Source organism: Sphingobium sp. FG125 (genome assembly GCF_057809795.1).
In genome coordinates this window covers 54,126-74,610 of sequence record NZ_JBMDKQ010000002.1, presented here as the reverse complement: position 1 = coordinate 74,610, position 20,485 = coordinate 54,126, and the positions used below count along the sequence as shown (strand labels likewise).

At 63.5% G+C, this 20,485-nt stretch carries 16 protein-coding genes and 1 riboswitch; of the genes, 7 read left to right on the top strand and 9 right to left on the bottom strand.

The genetic code is table 11. The features are described from left to right. Positions 1 to 62 precede the first annotated feature (62 nt). Together ACODSR_RS02100 and ACODSR_RS02095 are read left to right on the top strand one after the other, a co-directional pair. Positions 63 to 3,002 carry a TonB-dependent receptor domain-containing protein gene (locus ACODSR_RS02100; RefSeq protein ID WP_489073288.1) on the top strand — a complete coding sequence of 980 codons (2,940 nt, stop codon included), beginning with the start codon at positions 63 to 65 and terminating at the stop codon, positions 3,000 to 3,002. Between the two features lie 76 nt (positions 3,003 to 3,078). Next, the gene (locus ACODSR_RS02095) at positions 3,079 to 3,927 is read left to right on the top strand and encodes a shikimate dehydrogenase (RefSeq protein WP_489073286.1); all 849 of its coding nucleotides are present in this window, start codon (positions 3,079 to 3,081) and stop codon (positions 3,925 to 3,927) included. A 166-nt stretch (positions 3,928 to 4,093) separates the two neighbouring features. Here the strand turns inward: ACODSR_RS02095 and ACODSR_RS02090 are convergent, their stop codons facing one another. Further along, positions 4,094 to 6,118 carry a M3 family metallopeptidase gene (locus ACODSR_RS02090; protein ID WP_489073284.1) on the bottom strand — a complete coding sequence of 675 codons (2,025 nt, stop codon included), beginning with the start codon at positions 6,116 to 6,118 and terminating at the stop codon, positions 4,094 to 4,096. A gap of 552 nt (positions 6,119 to 6,670) precedes the next feature. Here ACODSR_RS02090 and ACODSR_RS02085 point away from each other — a divergent pair. Further along, positions 6,671 to 6,847 carry an SDR family NAD(P)-dependent oxidoreductase gene (locus ACODSR_RS02085; RefSeq protein WP_489073282.1) on the top strand — a complete coding sequence of 59 codons (177 nt, stop codon included), beginning with the start codon at positions 6,671 to 6,673 and terminating at the stop codon, positions 6,845 to 6,847. Positions 6,848 to 6,860: 13 nt separating this feature from the next. On the opposite strand, the gene ACODSR_RS02080 is transcribed toward ACODSR_RS02085, so the two are convergent. From ACODSR_RS02080 to ACODSR_RS02050, 7 genes are all read right to left on the bottom strand, one after another. Then, on the bottom strand, positions 6,861 to 7,646 hold the full coding sequence (locus ACODSR_RS02080; RefSeq protein WP_489073280.1) for an SDR family oxidoreductase: 786 nt from the start codon (positions 7,644 to 7,646) through the stop codon (positions 6,861 to 6,863). A gap of 22 nt (positions 7,647 to 7,668) precedes the next feature. Continuing rightward, a complete protein-coding gene (locus ACODSR_RS02075; protein WP_489073278.1) occupies positions 7,669 to 8,475 on the bottom strand; it encodes an NAD(P)-dependent oxidoreductase in 807 nt (268 codons plus the stop codon). A gap of 18 nt (positions 8,476 to 8,493) precedes the next feature. Next, a complete protein-coding gene (locus ACODSR_RS02070; protein WP_489073276.1) occupies positions 8,494 to 9,252 on the bottom strand; it encodes an SDR family NAD(P)-dependent oxidoreductase in 759 nt (252 codons plus the stop codon). Next, entirely contained in the window at positions 9,249 to 10,049 is an 801-nt protein-coding gene (locus tag ACODSR_RS02065; protein ID WP_489073274.1) for a carboxymuconolactone decarboxylase family protein, read from the bottom strand. Before ACODSR_RS02065 ends, ACODSR_RS02070 begins: the two co-directional genes overlap by 4 nt. Then, positions 10,046 to 11,530, bottom strand: a complete 1,485-nt coding sequence (locus ACODSR_RS02060; protein ID WP_489073272.1) for an aldehyde dehydrogenase family protein — start codon at positions 11,528 to 11,530, stop codon at positions 10,046 to 10,048. The genes ACODSR_RS02065 and ACODSR_RS02060 overlap by 4 nt, the downstream gene beginning before the upstream one ends. 211 nt (positions 11,531 to 11,741) lie before the next feature. After that, positions 11,742 to 12,404 carry a thiaminase II gene (gene tenA / locus ACODSR_RS02055; RefSeq protein ID WP_489073270.1) on the bottom strand — a complete coding sequence of 221 codons (663 nt, stop codon included), beginning with the start codon at positions 12,402 to 12,404 and terminating at the stop codon, positions 11,742 to 11,744. 14 nt (positions 12,405 to 12,418) lie between these two features. Further along, entirely contained in the window at positions 12,419 to 14,563 is a 2,145-nt protein-coding gene (locus ACODSR_RS02050; RefSeq protein ID WP_489073268.1) for a TonB-dependent receptor, read from the bottom strand. Then, positions 14,554 to 14,681: riboswitch (TPP riboswitch) on the bottom strand. Its footprint overlaps the gene before it by 10 nt. Positions 14,682 to 14,875: 194 nt before the next feature. Here ACODSR_RS02050 and ACODSR_RS02045 point away from each other — a divergent pair. After that, positions 14,876 to 16,048 carry a carbohydrate porin gene (locus tag ACODSR_RS02045; RefSeq protein WP_489073266.1) on the top strand — a complete coding sequence of 391 codons (1,173 nt, stop codon included), beginning with the start codon at positions 14,876 to 14,878 and terminating at the stop codon, positions 16,046 to 16,048. A gap of 9 nt (positions 16,049 to 16,057) precedes the next feature. On the opposite strand, the gene ACODSR_RS02040 is transcribed toward ACODSR_RS02045, so the two are convergent. Continuing rightward, positions 16,058 to 17,266 (bottom strand): MFS transporter, encoded by a 1,209-nt coding sequence (locus ACODSR_RS02040; RefSeq protein ID WP_489073264.1) that lies wholly within the window; start codon positions 17,264 to 17,266, stop codon positions 16,058 to 16,060. A gap of 193 nt (positions 17,267 to 17,459) precedes the next feature. On the opposite strand from ACODSR_RS02040, the gene ACODSR_RS02035 reads away from it, so the two are divergent. The 3 genes from ACODSR_RS02035 to ACODSR_RS02025 all read left to right on the top strand — a co-directional run bounded on the left by ACODSR_RS02035 (position 17,460) and on the right by ACODSR_RS02025 (position 20,429). Beyond that, positions 17,460 to 18,929, top strand: a complete 1,470-nt coding sequence (locus ACODSR_RS02035; RefSeq protein WP_489073262.1) for an aldehyde dehydrogenase — start codon at positions 17,460 to 17,462, stop codon at positions 18,927 to 18,929. Positions 18,930 to 18,931: 2 nt separating this feature from the next. Next, positions 18,932 to 19,342: a hypothetical protein gene (locus ACODSR_RS02030; RefSeq protein WP_489073260.1), complete on the top strand. Its 411-nt coding sequence runs from the start codon at positions 18,932 to 18,934 to the stop codon at positions 19,340 to 19,342. A 148-nt stretch (positions 19,343 to 19,490) separates the two neighbouring features. Continuing rightward, positions 19,491 to 20,429, top strand: coding sequence for an AraC family transcriptional regulator (locus ACODSR_RS02025; RefSeq protein ID WP_489073258.1), 939 nt, complete (start codon positions 19,491 to 19,493; stop codon positions 20,427 to 20,429). The last annotated feature ends 56 nt before the right edge of the window (positions 20,430 to 20,485 follow it).

The window sequence follows — 20,485 nt, the reverse complement described above, 5'->3', positions numbered from 1 at the left end:
ATGCACGACGAGGCATGGTCTGAAATGGACTAAATAGTTCGTTATAATAAGGGAGGATGAGCATGAATATTTCTTTTCTGACGGGACTGCGGCTGAGCGGGTCGGCGACGGCCCTGATACTGGCTGCCTTTGCAGCACCCGCCATCGCCCAGGCACCGGCCGCTGACGCGACCCCGCCAGTCGCTGCGGAACCTGAACAGCCCGGCACCGCCGATATCGTCGTCACCGGATCGCTGATCGCGCGGCCGAATAATGTCGCCGTCAGCCCGATCGTGACCGTCTCCGATGAACTGGTGCAACAGAGCGGCCAGATCACGCTGGAAGATTCGCTCAACCAGCTGCCCGGCTTCACCCCGTCCGGCAATGCTGGCACTGGCGGTCAGGGGGCGGGCGGGCGCGCCACGCTCAACCTGCGTGGGCTGGGGTCGAACCGCAATCTCGTGCTGCTCGACGGTCGCCGCCTGCCGCTGTCGGACATTAACGGCAATGTCGACATCAACATCCTGCCTGAATCGATCATCGGATCGGTCGATGTCATCACCGGTGGCGCGTCCGCCATCTATGGATCGGACGCCATGTCCGGCGTCGTGAATTTCAAGACCGACCGCTATTTTGACGGCGTCCGCGCCGACATCCAGCAGGGCGACTCGTTCCGGGGCGACTATGGCAAGTTCAACGCCTCGCTCGCGCTGGGCACCAAATTTGCGGACGATCGTGGCCGTTTGATGCTCGCGCTCAGCTATGCCAAGCGTGATCCGCTGTCCGGCTCGCAGCGCCCCTTCTTCGCCGACCGCGTCCCTTCCTCCTTCATCGGCACCGGCACGTTCGTTCCCGACGCGCTCAACCTGCCCAGCCAGGCGGCACTGGCGGGCGTGTTCGCCCAATATGGCGTGACCAGCCCGATCAACCGCACGCTCAACCTTGGCTTCAACAATAATGGCTCGCTGTTTACCCAGACCGGGGCGATCAACTATCAGGGGCCAACCACGGGCGCCTATGCCGTAATCGGCGGCAATGTCCGTATGCCGGTGGGACCTCAGCTTCAGATCCTCAACGCCTTCGAGCGCAAGTCCGCCTTTGCCAAGGGCGAATTCGACATCACCGACGCGCTGACCGCCTATGGCCAGTTCCTCTATGTCGATTCCACCGTGACGACCGAAAGCGGCGGCAGCCTCACCCAGTTCGCGCCCTTCACGACGATCCCGGTCACCAATCCCTTCATCCCGTCCGACCTGCGCACGCTGCTGGCCTCGCGCACCAATGCGGCTGCGCCCTTCCGCTGGAGCGCGCGCTATGTCGGCATCGGCGACAAGGGGTGGGATGAAAATTATCGCGTCCAGCAATATCTGGGCGGCCTGAAAGGCACGCTGGCCGGATCATGGAAGTTCGACGCCTTCGCCTCCTATGATGAGACTGTCCACAACCAGTCGATGTTCAACGCGGTGCTGAAATCGCGGGTCCAGACCTTGCTCAATGCGCCCGATGGCGGCGCGTCGATCTGCGCTGGCGGGTTCAACCCCTTCGGCATCACCAATGCGACCAGCCTGTCGCAGGCGTGCCAGGATTATATGACCAGCACGATCAACAGCACCGAACGGCTGACCCAGACGCAGGTGCAGGGTCAGGTGAACGGCCCGCTGTTCAACCTGCCTGCCGGGCCAGTCCAGCTCGCGCTGCTGGCGGGCTATCGCAAGAACAGCTACGCCTTCAATCCCAGCGCGGATCTTGTGTCCAACAATGTCGAGGCCGTCGTCGGTTCGGCTGCCGCCCGTGGCCAGATCAGCGTCAAGGAGTTTGCGGCGCAGATCGACATTCCCTTGCTGTCGGAAACCCCGTTCTTCCACGAACTGGGCGTTGGCGCAGCCTTCCGCTATTCCGATTATAACCCGACCGGCAGCGTCAAGAGCTTTGAATTTGACGGACGCTGGCAGCCGGTGGAATCGCTGCTGATCCGTGGCAGCTATCAGCGCGCGGTCCGCGCGCCCAATATCGGTGAACTGTTCTCGCCGGTTACCGGGTCACAACTCGCCATCGGCACCCCGCCGGTCGCGATCGGCGATCCCTGCGATACCCGCTCGACCGCACGCACCGGTGCCAATGGCGCGCAGGTTCGGGGGCTTTGTCTGGCCCAGGGCATCCCGCTGGCCGCGATCGACGCCTATCAGTTCGCCACGACCGCAACCGGCGGCAATATCCAGGGCAATAGCGGCCTGACCCCGGAAAAGGCCAATACCTTCAACGTCGGCTTCGTCTATAATCCCAAATTCTCGTCGCCCTGGCTGTCGGGCTTCTCCTTCTCGGTCGATTATTACAACATCAAGATCCGCAACGTCATTTCGACCATCAACGGCCTGACGGTGCTGGCGAAATGCTATAATCTCGATGGATCGAACAGCAGCTATTCCAACAGCAATGAATTCTGCCAGCTGATCCAGCGCGATCCGACCGGCCAGCTGGTTGCCATCGCCCAGCCCTATCTGAACCTGGGCGCGCTCGATACCGATGGTGTCGATGTGCAGGTCAACTGGTCGCTCAAGCTTGCCGATGCGGGCATCGGCAACGGCTCCGGCAAAATCTACGCCTCGTCGGCGATCGGCTGGCTCAACCATTACAAGGTCCAGACCCTGCCGGGTTCGGCGGTGCAGGATTTCGTCGGCACCAGCACGCCGGGCCGCCCGCTGCCCAAATGGAAAGCGCTCACGACGGTGGGCTACAGCTCGGACGTGTTCGGGGTCGGCCTGCGCTGGCGTTATCAGGGCAAGCTGCGCGACATCAGCGCCATCACCACACCGGCGGCCGAACAGGTCGGGGTCAAGCCCTATAACCTGTTCGACATCTTCTCCACCGTCGACATTACGGAGAATTTCCAGCTGCGGGGCGGCATCACCAACCTGTTCGACAAGGCTATTCCCTTCGTCGCCAGTTCGCAGAGTGGCACGGATGCAGGCACCTACGACATGGTCGGTCGCTCCTTCTATGTCGGCGCGAAGTTCAACTTCTAACTCTCCCCCTCCCGCTCTCCGCCATCCGGCGGGGAGCGGATTTTCTTCACGGGATATTTCAGCCTTGGCTCATCAAATGGCATCCTTTCTGACAGGTTTGATCGGTCGCGATATCGGGCGGTCGCTCTCGCCCTGGCTGCATGAACAGGAAGCCGCGGCGCAGGGGGTGAACCTCATCTATCGCCTGTTCGATTTCGCCGCCGATGGGCTGGGGGAGGCGGATCTCGACAGGATGCTGGCGGCGTTGCAACTATGCGGTTTTGCCGGCGTCAACGTCACCCACCCCTATAAGCAGGCGGTCATCGCCCATCTGGACGAACTGTCGGAACAGGCGGCGCAGATCGGCGCGGTCAATACCGTCGCCTTCCGCAATGGCCGCCGCTACGGATATAATAGCGATATTTTCGGCTTTGCGGAAAATCTGCGCACTGGCCTGCCGGGTGCCGCCCTGGATCAGGTTGTGCAGATGGGGTCCGGCGGGGCAGGGGCCGCGACGGCGCACGCCTTGATGGGCATGGGTACGGGAAAGCTGGTGCTGTTTGATCCCAACAGGGATCGCGCGCAGACGCTGTGCGCCTCGCTCAACGCGATTTACGGCACGGGTCGGGCGATGGTGGGCGATGATCTGGCGCAGGCGATCGGCAGCGCCGACGGCATCGTCAACGCGACGCCGCTCGGCATGGTCGGCTATCCCGGCAGCGCCGTGCCACAGGCCTGTCTCGATCCCCGCCTGTGGGTAACCGACATCGTCTATTTCCCGCTCGAAACCCAGTTGCTGGCCGAAGCCCGCGCCGCCGGTTGCCGCGTCCTTGACGGCAGCGGCATGACGATCTTCCAGGCAGCCGGAGCCTTCGAGCATTTTACCGGTCGAAAGGCCGATCCCGCGCGGATGCGGGCCAGCTTTCAGGCGGTATCCGCCCGCTAGTGGATTGATTTTGACATTTGCATCCCCTGGCGGCTGGGATGGGTCTGCAAATGTCAAAATCGTAAAATCCACTAGAATCAAATATTTGCTAGTGACCCTTATGAATCTGAAGTTCGTTCAACGCCTGCCAAATAAGGTGACGAACTTCAGATTCGGGTCACTAGAATCAGGCCGCCAGCCCTAGCGCGCGCAGCAGCGCGGCGGAATCCGGCTGACGCCCCCGGAAAGCGATGAAATTGTCGATCGCCGGGCGCGATCCGCCCCGCGCCAGCACATGGTCGCGGAACCGCCCGCCCAATGCCGCACGATCCGCCTTCTCCTCGGCAAAGGCTTCGAATGCATCGGCGGACAGGCGCTCGGCCCACAAATAGCTATAATAGCCCGCCGCATAGCCGCCTGCGAAAATATGGCTGAAACTGTGCGAAAAACGATGCCATGCCGGGGGTTGGATCACGGCCACATCCTGCCGCACCGCCGCAACAATCTGCTGCACCGAAGGACCATCCTTCTGTGCCGCCGACTGGTGCAGGCGCAGGTCGAACAGCGCAAATTCCACCTGACGCAGCAGCGCCACAGCGCCCATGAACCGTCGCGCGGCCAGCATCCGCCCGATCATCGCCTCATCCAGCGGCTGCCCGCTCTCCTCATGCGCGGACACGCGCCGCAACATGGCAGGTTCCCAGGCGAAATTTTCCATGAACTGGCTGGGCAATTCCACCGCATCCCATTCGACGCCCGATATGCCGCCAACCGATGGCACATCCACCTGCGTCAGCAGATGATGCAGGCAATGCCCCATTTCATGGAACAGCGTCACCATTTCCTGATGGGTCAGGTGCGCGGGACGACCCGCGCTGCCGCCGGCGAAATTGCACACCAGATAGGCGATCGGTATTTGCACGGCGTCAGCCTCGCGCAGGCGTGGGCGGCACACATCCATCCACGCCCCGCCACGTTTGCCCGCACGGGCGAACAGATCGCAATAGAGCGCAGCCACCGGCGCCCCATCAGCGTCATGCACGGTAAAATAGCGCACATCCTCATGCCATACCGGCGCGCCGTCGGCGGGGCGAATATCCACCCCGTAAAGCTCGGTCACCAGCGCGAACAGGCCTTCCAATATGCGCGTCAGCGGCAGATGCGCGCGGATTTCCGCCTCGTCCAGGGCATGGACCGCGCGCCGCATCCGCTCGGTCGCATGGGCGATATCCCATGGCTCCAGCGTATCGATACCCAGCTGCGCTTGCGCAAATTCGGCCAGCTCGGCCAGCTCCCGCTCGGCGTGCGGGCGCGCCCGCCGGGCCAGATCGACCAGAAACGTATCGACCTCCTCGCCATCGCGCGCCATTTTGGTGGACAGCGACAAAGCGACGGGATCGGCATAGCCCAACAGCCCGGCCGCCGCCTGCCGCAGCGCCAGCAATTGGGTGATCCGGTCGCTATTGTCGAACTGACCGGCATGAGGCCCCTGGTCCGACGCGCGCGTGCCATAGGCTTCATAAACCGTGCGCCGCAGATCGCGATCGTCGGCAAAGCCGGTAATCGCCCGCACCGACGGTGCATGTAGATCGATCAGCCAGCCATCCAGACCCTTCGCCTCTGCCGCGCGGGCCATGGCACCCCGGTCACTCTCAGGCACACCTGCCAGCCTTGCGGGGTCGGTCACATGCAGCGTCCAGGCTTCGGTCGCGTCCATGACGGCATTGGCAAATTCGGTCGCCAGCCGCCCCTGGGCAACACTGTTGGCGGCAAAGGCTTCCCGCTCCGCGCCATCCAGCCCGACGCCCGACAGCTCAAACCCCTGCAAGGTCAGCGCCAGCGCGCGCGCCTCCGCCTCGCCCAGCCCGTCGCGCGGAATGGCGACCAGCGCATCGTAGAGCGCGCGATCCTGCCCGACTTCGGCAAAATAGCTGTCGATCATCGGCTGGACCTCGCCATGCGCCGCGCGCAATTCCGGCGTATTGGCAACCCCGACCAGATGCGAAACGGTCTGCCACACCCGCGAAAGTTCGGCGTCGGCGCGGTCCTTCGCAAGAAAGATGGCGTCATATCCCTGCGCCTCGGCACAGCGGCGCATCGCCGTGCGATGCTGCGCAATGGCCGTCTCAACGGCGGGCAGGATATGGTCGGGCCGGATGTCGCCAAAGCGCGGGTGAAGGCCGGAATCGAGCAGCGGGTTCGTCTGTGTCATGGCGCTTCCTTACACAGCGCAATATCCCCTGTCTGCCCGCATCCCTTCGCAGAATTGCGGGCAGTTGCATCTTTTGGGGCGGCGGAATAGCCATCATATCCCTCATCCTGTCCTACACGCCCCGATTCTGCTAGGCTCGGCAATGGCTCCTTCCCATCGTCCGCTCACTATCCCCGGCAGCACATTGCGCGGCTGCTGTTGGTCCCATCACGCCAGAATTCACCATCGACGATGTGGGCGAACTTAGCAAAGTTTCGCGACACAAAATGTCTCTGCGACGCACCATAATGTCGCATTTACCGGGAAATATGCGAAGTTAAGCGCCCGAAATCCTATTTTTCAGGCGGCCTCTTCCTCGACAAATTCGATCGGATTGCCCGCGCAATCGCGCAGGAAACATCCCTTGCCGAACGCCTCGCGCACGACAAAGGCGATGTCGGCGCCCTTGCGCACCATCGCCGCATGGGACCGCATCGCCTTCATCCTGATCGAGGCACCCGCCTATCTCCATAATGGCCAGCCGCTGCCGGAGGATAAGCCAGAGGACAAGCATTGAGCCTGTTCGACCTCACCGGCAAAGTCGCGCTGGCCACCGGATCGACGCGGGGCATCGGCCTGGCCATCGCCCGCGCACTTCAGTCGCAGGGCGCGAACGTAGAGATTGCCAGCGAGGGCGCCGATGATTGCGCGCGGGTTGGCCGCGATCCTGGTACATTGGCGGTACGCTGATGACCGGCGGCAGTTAGGGGCGCAGCACCCAGCCGCCATCGACATGCAGCGTCTGCCCGGTGATCCAGGCACCGGCCTGCGAACAGAGCAATAGCAACGCGCCGACCAGTTCGTCCGGCGCGCCACTGGCGCGAGTGCAGACGCTCATCGCCAGATATTGTGCGAAAGGGGAGCCTTCGGGCACCAGCTTCGCGCCCGCTTCGCTGGTGACATTGCCCGGCGCGATCGCGTTGGCGGTGATGCCGTCCCGGCCCAACTGCTTGGCCATGGTGGTGGTGAGGCCAGTCAGCGCCAGCTTGCTGACGCCATAGATGGACACGGCGGGGAAGGCGCCGCCCGACACCTGATTGATGATCCGCCCGCCGCCGCGCGCCCGCATGGACGGGATGACCGCCTGCGCACAACGCAGCGCGCCGGTTACGTTGACGGCCATGATCTTGTCCCATTGATCGAACGGCACGTCGGCGAGGTTCAACTGCCCCAGTTCCAGCATCAGCGCGGCGTTGTTGACCAATATATCGACGCCGCCAAAGGCATCCTGCGCAGCCGCCGCCATGGCTGCAACCTGATCGTCCTGGGTGATATCGACCCCGACGGCAATGGCCCGGCCACCCGCCGCAATGATTTCGTCAGCGACAGTCTGTGCGCCTGCCAGATTGATGTCGGCGACAACGACGGCGGCACCCGCGGTGGCGAGGCCTGTCGCATAGGCGCGACCGATGCTGTTACCGCGTCCGCCCGCGCCGGTGACGATGGCGACTTTGCCGTCCAGACGGAACTGGTCGATGGAAAAGGACATAAAGGCTCCTGCGAATAAAGGGTCAGGCGGCGGCGCTGTGCGCGACCAGATCGAGATAGGGGCGGGCGGTGTCGCGCAGCACGGCAAAGGACGGCGCGTCGCCCATCACCTCGCCGAGCAGCCCGACATCCTTGGCGAGCAATTTGGCGCCATGAGCGAAGCCACCAACGCTCGGCTGGCGGGCATAGACGTCAAAGCCGAAGCTTCGTCCGCTGCTGACCTTCACCAGTTCGGCGAGCGCCGCGCGATCGACGCCGATGGCGTCTGCCGCCGCCAGCGCATTGTGGGCCAGCGCCATATGGGCAGCCATCAGCGCATTGTTGATGAGCTTGGCATTTTGTCCGGCACCGACATCGCCCAGATGAACGATCGTCCCGGCAAAGGCGCGCAACAGGGGCGTGACCTTCGACACGACATCGGCATCGCCGCCCAGCATCACGGTCAGCGTTCCGGCTGCCGCGCCGCCGCCGCCACCGCTGACGGGTGCATCGACCAGACTGATCCCGCGCGCAGCGGCCTGATCGGCAAGGCCAGTGCAGGTGCGGGGATGGATGGTCGAATGGATGATGATAATTCCGCCGGACGCCATGGCCGGGATCAGATCGGCACAGATCGCCTCTACCCCGGCATCATCCACCACGCAGACCGCGACGATGGTGCACGCCGCGCCCAGCGCGGTTACGCTGTCGGCAAAGGTTGCACCGCTATCGCGATAGGGGGCCAGGCTGTCGGGGCGACGCGCCCATAGCATCACCGGATGGTCCGCCTCGATCAGGCGCTGCGCCATCGGGCCGCCCTGACTGCCCAGACCAATGAAACCGATCGTCATTCCGCTATCCTCCCCGTTTCACCCTGCGGTGATGCCACGGTCGATGTTGATGCAGGCACCATGGAAGCCCTGCGCCGCGGGCGAGGCGAGCCAGGCGATCGTCTGGGCGACCTCGTCCACCTCGACCAGGCCGCGCAGGCCGGAAAAACGGGCGATCAGCGATGGGTCGATATTGTCCGGCATGGTCAAGCCGGTGACGATGCCGGTCATCATGCCGCCCGGCGCGACCGCGTTGATGCGGATCGGCTGGTGCATATATTCCATCGCCAGCGCCTTGGTCATATGGGTCAGCCCCGCCTTGCTGGCGCAGTAGGCGGCAAGATAGGCTTCGCCGACGAAGGCGGCCGACGACGTCACGTTGACGATCGCGCCATCCTGTTCCAGCAGGTGCGGGATGGCCGCCTGGCACAGGTAGAAGGGGGCGTGAAGGTTGACCGCCATCGTCAGCATATAGTCGCGCGCGGCCATGTCCGGCGTGTGCGCGAACTTGATGACACCCGCGACATTGCACAACGCATCGAGCCGACCGAAGGCGCTCAGCGTCGCGGCGACGGTCGCGGCGCAATTGTCGGGCTGCGACAGGTCGGTCGCATGGATATGGGCCACCCCGCCGTTCGCCGCCATCTCTCCGGCGGTGTCGGCCAGCCCCTGCGCATTGACGTCGACGATGCAGACGCTGGCACCGACGCGGGCCAGCGCGATCGCTGTTGCCCGGCCGAGGCCGGAAGCTGCACCGGTGACCAGCGCCACCTTGTCCACCATGGATGCTGGGGTCATGCGTCTGTCTCCTTTGCGCCAAAGGCCAGCCCCTTGGCGACCTGCGCGCCTTGTTCAATCACCGCGCCCTGCGCGACCGATGCCTTGGGCCAGCCAGCATGGATCGCATATTGCAGGACGAATTCGAACATCTCGCTTTGGGTCGTATTGCCGCTCTTCATTGCGGCGTAGATATGGGTGTGGATCGGCGTATAGGCAGCTGAATCGCAGACCCCGACCAATGTGATCCAGCGACGCGCGCGCTGGTCCAGGCCAGGCCGGTTCCATATTTCGCCAAAGACATAGCCATTGATCCCGGCCTCGAAATAGGCGGTTTTCGCAGGTGGACCGCCAAAGGTCATGACGTCGATAAAGGCAGCCATGCCGTCAGCCATCCGCGCATCATGCCGCCATGGTTCGGCCCGGATTGGCGGCACGTCGGCGGGGGGCAGGCCCAGTGCGTCGGCAGCGATGCTGACCGCTTCATCAAACAGTGCCCCCGCGCTCCAGCCGCAATAGATGGCGGCATGGGTTGCGGCCTCGCGCAGTTCGGCCAGTGTCAGATCGCCATTTTTGAGCGCCCCGCGCGCATAAGCTGTCGCCATAACGCGATGGCCGGTATTGGCGGCGCTCGCCAGCGCGATCAGATAGCGTGAGCGGCGGTCGAGGGCGTCGCGCGACCAGACTTCGGCAAAGACGAAATCGCGCCATGACTGGTCGTAGAGCGTCGCCGCTTCCGGCGCTCGCAAATCAAGTATCTGTGCCTGCAAGGCCAGGCCGCGTGCCGTGCGCTGCTGCGGATCGAGCAGCGTCATCATGCCACCGCCGGGGGCGTCAGATTGACGTAAACATTCTTGATCCGCAGAAATTCATGCAGACCCGCTTCTCCGCCCAGACGGCCATAGCCGCTTTGCTTCATCCCGCCGAACGGGACGCAGGGGGTCATGGCTTCGCCGGACGCATTGACCTGAATCTGGCCGGCGTCCAGCTGGCTTGCGACATGATGGGCGCGGCGCAGATTTTGCGTGTGAATATAGCCACCCAGCCCGAAATCGCTGTCATTGGCGATCGCGATCGCCTCCTCCTCGCTATCGAAGGGCGTGACCGTCAGAACCGGACCGAATATCTCTTCGCGGGCGACAGGGTCGTTCGGGTTGATATCGGCCAGGATCGTTAGAGGCAGGAAATAGCCATCGGCATGATCACCCTCCAGCCGCGCCCCCCCGGCAACGACACGCGCGCCTTCGGCCTTGGCCGCGTCCACGATTCCCGTGATGCGATGCAGGGCAGGCTGGGAGATGACCGGACCGAGCGCCACTGTTTTGTCGAACGGGTCGCCGACGGGGACATGCGCCGCCATTGCACCCAGCATCTGGAGATATTGTTCGTAGATCGGCCGCTGGACCAGCAGGCGCGTGCCATTGACGCAGCCCTGACCGTTGGCGCTTACCCCGCCGGACAGGCCACGCCGGGCCGCTTCCTGAAGATCAGCGTCGGCAAAGACGATCACCGCCGACTTGCCGCCCAGTTCGAGGCCGCAGGGCTTGAGCGTTTCAGCCGCGTTGCGTAGCACGGTCTTGGCGGTAGCGCCGCTGCCGACGAACTGGATTTTGTCGATGCCGGGATGGGCGACCATCGCCGCGCCGACATCCGCGCCACCGGCGACGACATTGATGACTCCAGCGGGAAAGCCCGCCTCCAGCAGCAATTCACCCAGCCGCATGACCGCCCAGGGGGCAAGTTCGGGTGCCTTGAGGACGATGCAATTGCCCGCCGCCAGTGCCGGGGCCAGCACCATCGTGGCGGCGAAGAGCGGCCCATTCCACGGCACGATCGCGCCGACCACGCCATAGGGTTCATAGGCGACATAATCATGGGCAGGGCCGCCCCAGGTCGGGACGGTGCGCCCCTGAATCTTGTCGGCCCAGCCGCCAAAATAGCGGAACTTCTGTGCCGCATCCATCGCGACGAAGGGCGCTGCGCGGATGATCGAACCATTTTCGATGACGCTGAGCGTCGCCAGTTCCATCATCGCCTGTTCGAAGAGGGACGCTGCCTTGAACATCAGGTCGCGCCGTTTGTCCCCTGCCAGCGCGCGCCAGCCCGGCTGCGCCGCTCTGGCTGCCTTTACCGCCGCATCGACATCATCCGCATTGCCCAGTTGCAGGCTGCGCGTGACCTGGCCGGTGGCGGGATAGATATGGTCGTGGATCGCGCCGCCGCCAGCTTCGGCCCGGCGATCGCCAATCAATATGGGATGGCACGGCAGCAGATCGAGCGCGGGTTGGGTAAAAGCCATTCATCCCTCCTGTTGCGCCATCCATCGGATTAGGCGTCTCTGGAACGGAAGATAGCATAATATATGCGTATTACTACAGGTTCATGGCGGTTTACAGCCATATCGCAGTGGCGTTGCGGCTATTATGTGCGTATAAATATATCGATGCTATCGGGACGTCGGCGTCTCCCCATCCGCCGTAGTTGCAAGGATAGCCGCCGATTTGCGCGCATCAGACCGGCCAGCGTTCAAGCCGCCAGGCGGAGTCCCAGAACATCCATTCATAACGGGTTGCGTTGCGGAAGGCGCGGATCATGGCTTCGCGCAAGGCCGGGGTCGTGGCGGCGGCGGCTTCGTCCACCAGCGCGCGGACGCGATCGGTCGCTTCGCCAAAGCCGGGATCGGCATAGGTGTCGATCCATGGCGCATAGGGGTTAGGGCTGGTGGCGCGCGGCTTGATGGCGCAGCCGACCTCCCAATAGACCCAGAAGCAGGGCAGGATGCCTGCGATCAGTTCCTCATAGCTGCGGGTCGCCGCGAGACTGGCCAGATAGCTGGTATAGCCAAGGCAGGCCGGGGTCGGTTCGGCGGCCTGTGCCATGGCCGCTGTGACGCCGAACTGTGCGAAGAAGGCCTGATGCAGACCTTCCTCCACCTGCACCGCGACCTTGGCCCCATCGGAAAATTCCAGCCGCCCGGCAGGGCTGGGCGCACGGGCTGCGGCGATCGCCAGCACGCGGGCATATTCGGCGAGGTAGAGGCTGTCCTGTACGATATAATGCTGGAAACTGTCGCGCGGCAGTGTGCCGTCCGCCAGCGCGGTCAGGAAGGGATGGACCAGGATCGCCTGTCGCAGCGGGGCGACGTCCGCCCAGATCTCATCGCAAAAGCCCATCGCTATGTCCTTTGTCAGAAGCGCACCGATGCGCTGGCGCCGAACTGGCGGCCTGTATTGATGGTGAAACTGTCGAACGGGCCATTGGGACCAAGGCCGAGCAACAGCGGCAATTGCTGCTGTCCGAACGCCGAGATTGCCCAACGTTTATCGAGCAGATTCTTCGCCCAAAGGTCGAAGGTCCATGCGCCATGGCTGACGCCGATCCGCCCGTCGACTGAGGTGTAGCCGGGCGAATGGAGGATATTGTCGATCTCAAAATCGACGCGGGACACATAGGCGACACTGAGCCGGACATCTACCGTTGCCGGACCAGCCGCGCCGTGCCAGCCTAGGCCGCCATTGACGGTCCAGTCCGGCGCGTTGGGGGTCCGCTGGCCGCTCATGTCGAGGATGGCGGGTTCGCCGGGTTCTGGTGTGGGGTTGGGGGTGAAATAGGTGCCGGTGCGGCTGTGGGTCCAGGCCAGTCCGCCATCCAGGCTGAAGCCCGCGCCCAGCGCCGCCTGCGCTGATGCCTCGATGCCGTGGACATCGACCTGCGGCACCGAGAGTACGACCGAATTGCCCAGGAATACGGTGTTCTGGAAATTGTCATAGTCAGTGACGAACCCGGCCAGCGACAGGCGGATGCGACCATCCGTGCTCTCGCCCTTGACCCCCGCCTCGATCGACCGGGTGGTTTCTGCCGGGAACACCGCCTGCCATACGTCGGCCGGGCCGGGCAGGGGGTTGAAGCCGCCCGCCTTGAAGCCGATCGCGCCGGTGACATAGGCGGTCAGATGATCGGTCGGGCGCCAGGCGAGGGACAATTTGGGTTGCCATTTCTCGAACGTCCGGGCGCGCTGGGCTATGGTCGTGCCGCTGGCGGTGCCGACCGTATCTTCCTTGCGCTGGTCGCGATCATAGCGCAGCGCGAGGGTCGCTTCGACCTGGGGCGTCAGGTCGTAGCTGGCCTGCCCGAAAATCCCGATCTGGCTGGATCGGGTTTCGGCGCGGAACGCTTCGCCACCGAACAGCAGCGGGCCGAAATCATCGGTGCGGTCGCGCTCCAGCCGCTGGTAGAACAGGCCGACATGCCAGCGCAGCGGCCCGTCGCCGCGCGACGTCAGCCGGGTTTCGCTGGTCCATGCCTTGATATCAACGGGTTGTGCGATGGGTTGAATACCATCTGGAAAGGCAGGCACGCCAAAGAAGATCAGCGGCTTGTCGTTGCGGAAATCCAGTTCCTCAACGAAATCCTTGTGATAATCGTCATAGCCGCCAGTCCATGTGAAGAGCAGCGCGTCGCCCGCTTCCTGCTCATAGCTGGCCTGCGCGCCCCACCAGGTCCGCGATGCCCGGCCTTCAAAGTCGCCGAACGGGTTGGTCAGTGCCGCGCCCGACAGTCGCCCGCCATAAAGGCCCGTGACGTTGCCCGACGAGATATAGGCCGCGCCGCCTTCCTCATTGGCCCAGCCCAGTCGGAAGCGGAAGGTGGCGGTTTCATTGAGCGCGACCTTGGCCTTCAGGCGCAGATTGCGGCTGATGCTGCCATCGACCTTCTTGTCGAGGAAGCTGTTGCGGATGAAGCCGTCGCTGTTGCGGTAGGAACCGGACAGGCGAAGCTGCACCTGATCCGACACCGGGGCATTGACCACGCCATCGGCGGTCCAGGTCAGGCCATTGCCGATGCCGACCGCTGCCTCACCGCCCCAGTCCGGGCCGGGATCGTTGGTCGTCATGGCGATCGCACCGCCCGACGCTGAACGGCCGAACAATGCGCCCTGCGGTCCCTTCAAAATCTCGACCCGCGCCAGATCATAGGGGCGCAGGGTGAAGAATTCCGAATCGGCCAACGCCAGCCCATCGACGATATAGGCGATGGAAGGCGACTGGCTGCGGTTGGTGGATATGCCACGGACGGAAATAAGGTTGGTGCCAGGGTCCTGATCATTGATGATGAAGATGCCCGGCGTCGCGGCGATGAAATCATCGATCGTGGCCAGGCGGCGCGCAGCGATGGCGGCGGGACCATAGACGGCGATCGTGTCCGGCACCCGGATTTCGGCCTCCTCGCGACCACGTGCGGTAACGACGATGCTGTCATCGGCATGGGCGATGCCGGTCCCCAGCAGCAGCGCAATCGAAATGGCAGGCGATGTAATGGCGTAAAAACGCATATCCCTATTCCTCCGCCGGTGTGAGCCGGATCAGGTTCGCGGGTTTGCCGACTGGACGCCCCCTGCGCCCGATCCGCCTCTCAGCCCTGACAGCGCCAGGACACCCCGTGGGTTGAAACTGGTGGTCGCCTATGGCGTCGAAGCGCGCGCGTCAAATGATCGCTGAGGGGACAGCGCATATTCCTGCCGAAACCGGGGTGATATTCAGTCAGCTATGGCGTGCGCGACGATGGATCGGCTTTCGATGATGTCGCGCTGGGCTAATGTGGCCATTATCATGTCTCCCCCACACTTCCAGTCCGTGCCATGGTGATGATCGCCCCCTTTCTGCTGCTGGCCGCTGCGGCGGGCGAGGCGATGCCGTCGCGCCCGCATTCGCATATCCATGCGGCGGGGGAGATTGACGAGGAACAGGGACCGCTGTTGCTGGAGATCACTTACACCGGAGAAGTGATGGGCAATGTGGCGGGCGGGGTGAAGCGGCGCGCACGCTATCTCGACAATCTCGACATTGTGCTAGAGGCCGATCTGGAGGCGACGCTGGGCTGGCGCGGGGCGCAAGCCCATGTCTATGGCATCTACAATAATGGCGCGTCGATCTCCAATGCGGTGGGTGACGCCCATGCCGTCAGCAATATCGAGACGGGGACGCGGGCGTTCAAACTCTATGAAGCGTGGATCGACCAGATGGTCGCGCCCGGCCTGTCGCTGCGCGCGGGCCTGTATGATCTCAATTCGGAATTTGATTCGCTCGACGCTGCTGGTGTGTTCGTCGGCAGCGCCCATGGCATTGGTAGCGATATTTCGCTGACCGGTCGCAATGGTCCGTCGATCTTCCCTTCGACATCGCTGGCGGCGCGGGTCGAATGGCGACCGGCCAAGGGCTGGGCCGTGCGCGCCGCCGTGCTGGACGGGGTGCCGGGCGATCCCGATCATCCCGCCCGCACCGCGATCAAGCTGGGCAAGGGCGACGGCGCGCTGCTGATCGGTGAACTGGAAGCGCCTGTCGCTGGCGCGCGGCTGCTGCTGGGTCACTGGCATTATACCGCGACCTTCGATGCGTGGGACGGAAGCCGGGGCCAGGGCAATGCCGGAGTCTATCTGCGCGGCGAGATGCCGCTGATGACCGATGGCGACAGGCGGATCGATGGCTTCTTCCGCCTTGGCACGTCGAGCGGGCGGTTCAACATATTCGACCGGTTCGCCAGCTTGGGCGTGAAATGGAAAGGCGCTTTGGCCGGGCGACCGGAGGATGAACTAGGTCTGGCGGGCATTACCGCCACGACATCGGTCGACTATCGCCGCGCCAGTGGTGCAGGCCGTTCCGAATCCGTTGCCGAAGTCACCTATCGCGCACCACTTTCCCATTGGCTCACCGTGCAGCCCAATATGCAATATGTCCGCAATCCCGCCGCCGACCCGTCCATCCGCGACGCCTGGGTGGTCGGGCTGCGTTTTGCCGTCGGGTTCCGGCTGATCGATTGACCGCCCGTCTCAAGGCTGGCCAGCGCGGCGCGCGGCGGGCAGGGCCAATGTGATGAGCAGGCAAAGCGCCATGGGCAGGATGGCGAACAGGAAAAATTGGCTCGGCCCTGCGCCGTGGCCTATCAGCCAACCACCGGCCAGTGGGCCGCCGATCGCGCCGATCCGAGCCACGGCAACGCCAAAGCCGATGGCGGTCGCCAGGCAATCGGGCGGAAAATTGCCGGTGACGACTGCCATGATGCACAGATGCACCCCGACAATGCCGCCGCCAGCGACCAGCAGCAGCATGTTCCACGACAAAGGGTCAGCGGGCAGGATCGCCAATAGGGTGAAGGCGACAATGATCGTGACATAGGCACCCGCCAGCGCCAGCACGGCATGATTGCGATCGATCAGCCAAGCGAGCGCGAGAGCAACGACCAAGCCGCCGGACTGGATGATGGTGATCGAGCGCGCCGCCTGATCCAGTGTAAAGCCAGCCTGGGGCAATATGGTTGGTGCCCAACTGGTGATAAGATAGAGGCCGAAGGCATTGATACCATAGAGCAATGCAAAGATGACGGTCGGGAACCGTAACGGTTTGCGCAATATACGGGCAAGCGGGCGGACGGCCCGGTTGCCAGCCGATGGCGCCATTTTCTGTTCCGCCGGAAACAGCAGAAAAAGGGCCACGGCAAGCACTAATGTCGCGGCACCCGGCAACAGGAACAGCGCGCGCCAACCGCCCAGCGCGACCAGCGGCGGCGCGATCAAACCCGCGGCGATCGCGCCAAAGGAAATGCCGAGCGATACGATCGTCAACGTGCTTGCGCGTCGCCCTGGTGGTGCCCAGATCGCGGCCAATGCGGTGACATTGGGCAGACATGCACCCAGCGCCAGTCCGGTCAGCAAGCGCCAGACGATGAAGCCGCCTATGCTCGTTCCGGTAGCGGTTGCCATGGTCAGCAGGCCGATACAGACGACGGAGAGGATGATGGTCCGGCGGCGGCCGAAGCGGTCGCCCAGCGGTGCCAGCAGGACCGCGCCGACTCCCAGCCCCAGCAATACCGCCGACAGGGCAAAACCAAAGCGGGCGGGCGGAATGTCGAGCGCCGTTGCGATGTGAGGGAGCGCCAGCGGCAGCGCAGCCAGATCATAGCCGTCGATGAACAGCACCAGACCGCACAGGAACAGCGATAGGATCAGGCGTGGCGTAAAACCCATCGCGTCGCTGGTCACTCGGCCTGCTCCAGCGGGCGGGTCATGGATCGGCATTCCTCTCATTTTATCGTAACGAATGATATAATAGAGTTGGCCCGACCTGGACTGTCAAGCGCTAAAAAAGCCTATGGAACGGCTTGCGGCAATCATAACGTTCGTTATAGTATGTCGCTGACAAGGCGTGCAGCGCCGGCCAGGAAGAGGATAGACCATGGTTCCCGACAACATCCATATCGCCCATCCCGACAAGCTGTTCATCGGCGGCGCTTGGGTCGAATCGACGGGCGACCGGATGATCGAGATCGTCTCGCCCAATAGCGAGGAGGTCATCGCCCGCGTCGTCGATGGCACGGAAGCGGATATGGACCGGGCAGTCGCTGCCGCGCGCAATGCATTCGATGACGGGCCATGGTCGATCATGGCACCCGCCGATCGTGGGGCGATCGTGCGGCGGATGGGGGAGGAGCTGGGCAAGCGCGCGCCTGAACTCGCCGCCGCCTGGACCGCGCAGGTCGGTGGTCTCGCCAGTTTCGCGCCGATCATGACCGGCGGCGCGACCATGACGATGATGGCGATCGCGGGCTATGCCGACAGCTTTCCCTTCGTCGAAAAGCGCCCATCAAGCCAGGTTCACACCGCCATCGTGGCGCAGGAACCCGCAGGCGTCGTTGCAGCGATCGCGCCGTGGAACGCGCCCTATGGCATCATGTCGGCCAAAGTCGCCTATGCCATGGTTGCAGGCTGCACCGTCATCATGAAACCATCGCCCGAAACCCCGCTGGAGGCCTATATCATGGCCGAAGCGGCCGAGGCTGCGGGCGTGCCTGCGGGCGTCGTCAATCTGGTGGCGGCTGGGCGCGATGCGTCCGACCATCTGGTCCGCAACCCCGGTATCGACAAGGTGACCTTCACCGGATCGACGCTGGCGGGCAAGCGGATCGGCGAAGTGTGCGCGTCGCGGGTCGCGCGCTGCACGCTGGAACTGGGTGGCAAGTCGGCGGCGATCGTCCGTGACGATTTTCCCATCGAAGTTGCCGCCGCGATCCTGGGCAACACCATCACCATCATGAGCGGGCAGGTGTGCGCCATGCTGAGCCGCGCCATCGTGCCGCGTCACCGCCATGACGAACTGGCCGACGCCATTGCCAAAGTGATGCAGGGTATCCGCATCGGCCATAGCTATGCGCCCGATACCCAGCTTGGCCCGGTGGCGATGAAGCGCCAGCTGGAGCGGGTGGAGGAGTATGTCGCGCTGGGCCGGACAAGTGCCGATCTGGTCACCGGCGGCAATCGCCCCGCCCATATGAACAAGGGCTTTTTCATCGAGCCGACCCTGTTTGCCAATGTCGATAATAGGAGCCGTATTGCGCAGGAGGAGATTTTCGGACCCGTCCTCTGCCTGATCCCGGCGGATGATGAGGAAGATGCGATCCGTATCGCCAATGACAGCGCCTTTGGCCTCAACGGATCGGTGCTGACCAATGATGTAGACGCCGCCTATCGCATCGGTCGCCGCATCCGCGCGGGCGGGTTCGGGCAGAATGGCATGAAGCTGGAATTCGGCTTGCCCTTTGGTGGCTTCAAGCAATCGGGCATTGGCCGTGAGGGCGGTGTGGAAGGGCTGCACCCTTATCTGGAAAGCAAGACCATCCTGCTCGACGCGACACCCGCCGGCTTCTGACCATGATCGCGCTGGACGCACAGGGGCGTGGGCAGGGGGCCGCCTTTACCGCCGCGCGTATCATTTATGGGGGCTGGTTCCTGTTTTCGGGGTTGGAATATTTCACCCCTTTCGACCTCCAGCCGCTGGGCAACACGCCGCTGGCGCAGGAATTCACCCTGGCGCTGATCCACAGCGGATTGTTCGCCTGGATCAAGGTGATGGAAGTGGTCGTGGCGCTGCTGGTGCTGACGAACCGGGCGGTATTGCCTGCCGCGCTGGCCAGCGTGCCGCTCAATGTGGTGATCGGTTACTGGAATTTCGTGCTGGATCCGGGCGTGGTCGAATATGCTTTCGGTATCGTCACGCTCATGCTGAATGCCATCCTGCTATGGCCCTGGCGCAGGGCGTTGATCGGGCTGTTGCGCTGGTAGGCTGTGATATATCCGCCATATTGCCAGTTTCGTATGCCTGGGATACTTTCTCTACCTGTGGAATGACTCGTTGACCGGCAGCAATAGCCGCGCGACGGGCAGCTAGAGGGTATTCGGGCATGGCATATTATGGTTTCGATCGTGCGGAGTGGGTCCGCTGAGCGCGGTCGAACGCTTTTCCACCCGGCTGGTGCCGCCACCGCGCCGCCAGCGTTTCTGGCGTGAGGTTGTCGCCGAGGCCTTCCCCGGCATGACCGCTCATGCGCCAGAAGGCATCAAGGCGGAACTGGCGCGCTGGTCGCTGGGCGGCGTCGGACTGGCACGGGCGCGCAGCGAACGGGCCCAGGTCAGCCGGGTCGCGACGGATGGCGAGGAACGGCATCTGCTGCTCCACCTGCTCCATCGCGGGTCGATGACCATGCTCCATGGCGACCGCAGCAGCACCGCACGGGTCGGTGACATCGTGATCGCCGATGATCGCCACCCCTATGCCATCGACATTTCACAGTTTAACGACTGCCTGATCCTCCAGGTGCCCATCGCCATGATGGGCGATGATATTGCCGAGCGCGACTGGCATGGCTGCCTGATGCCATCGACCAATCCCAATGTACTGTTCCTGGCCCATGTCCTGCATGGCCTATGGTCGCAGCGGGACCATTTTGCCGATCTGGATGGCGATGCCGGGGTGCTTCTGGCAGACGCAGCGCGGATGCTGTGCCGGCGCAGCACGCTGGAGCGGCCAGCGATCCAGCTGCCGCGTTCCCCGGTCGACTATGTCATGGAGCATCTGGGTAATCCAGATCTTGGTACGGCATTGATCGGCCAGGCGCTCGACCTCTCGCCCCGTGCCGTACAGAAAAATTTTGTTCGCCATGTCGGGTTGACCCCCACTGCGTTCATCACCGCGCGGCGGCTGGAGCGGGCGGCGGCGTTGCTGGCGTGCAACGACGGGCGCACGATAACCGATGTCGCCTTTGAGGTCGGGTTTAACGATTCCGCCTTCTTCACCCGTTGCTTCAAGCGGCATTTTGGTTACGCGCCGAGCCAATGGCGCAATGCTGCGGCAAGTTCGCATCCGTCCTGATTGCCGGTTCGCCTGTATCCAAGACCCATGCTTCTCTTTAACCTATTGAGGGCCAT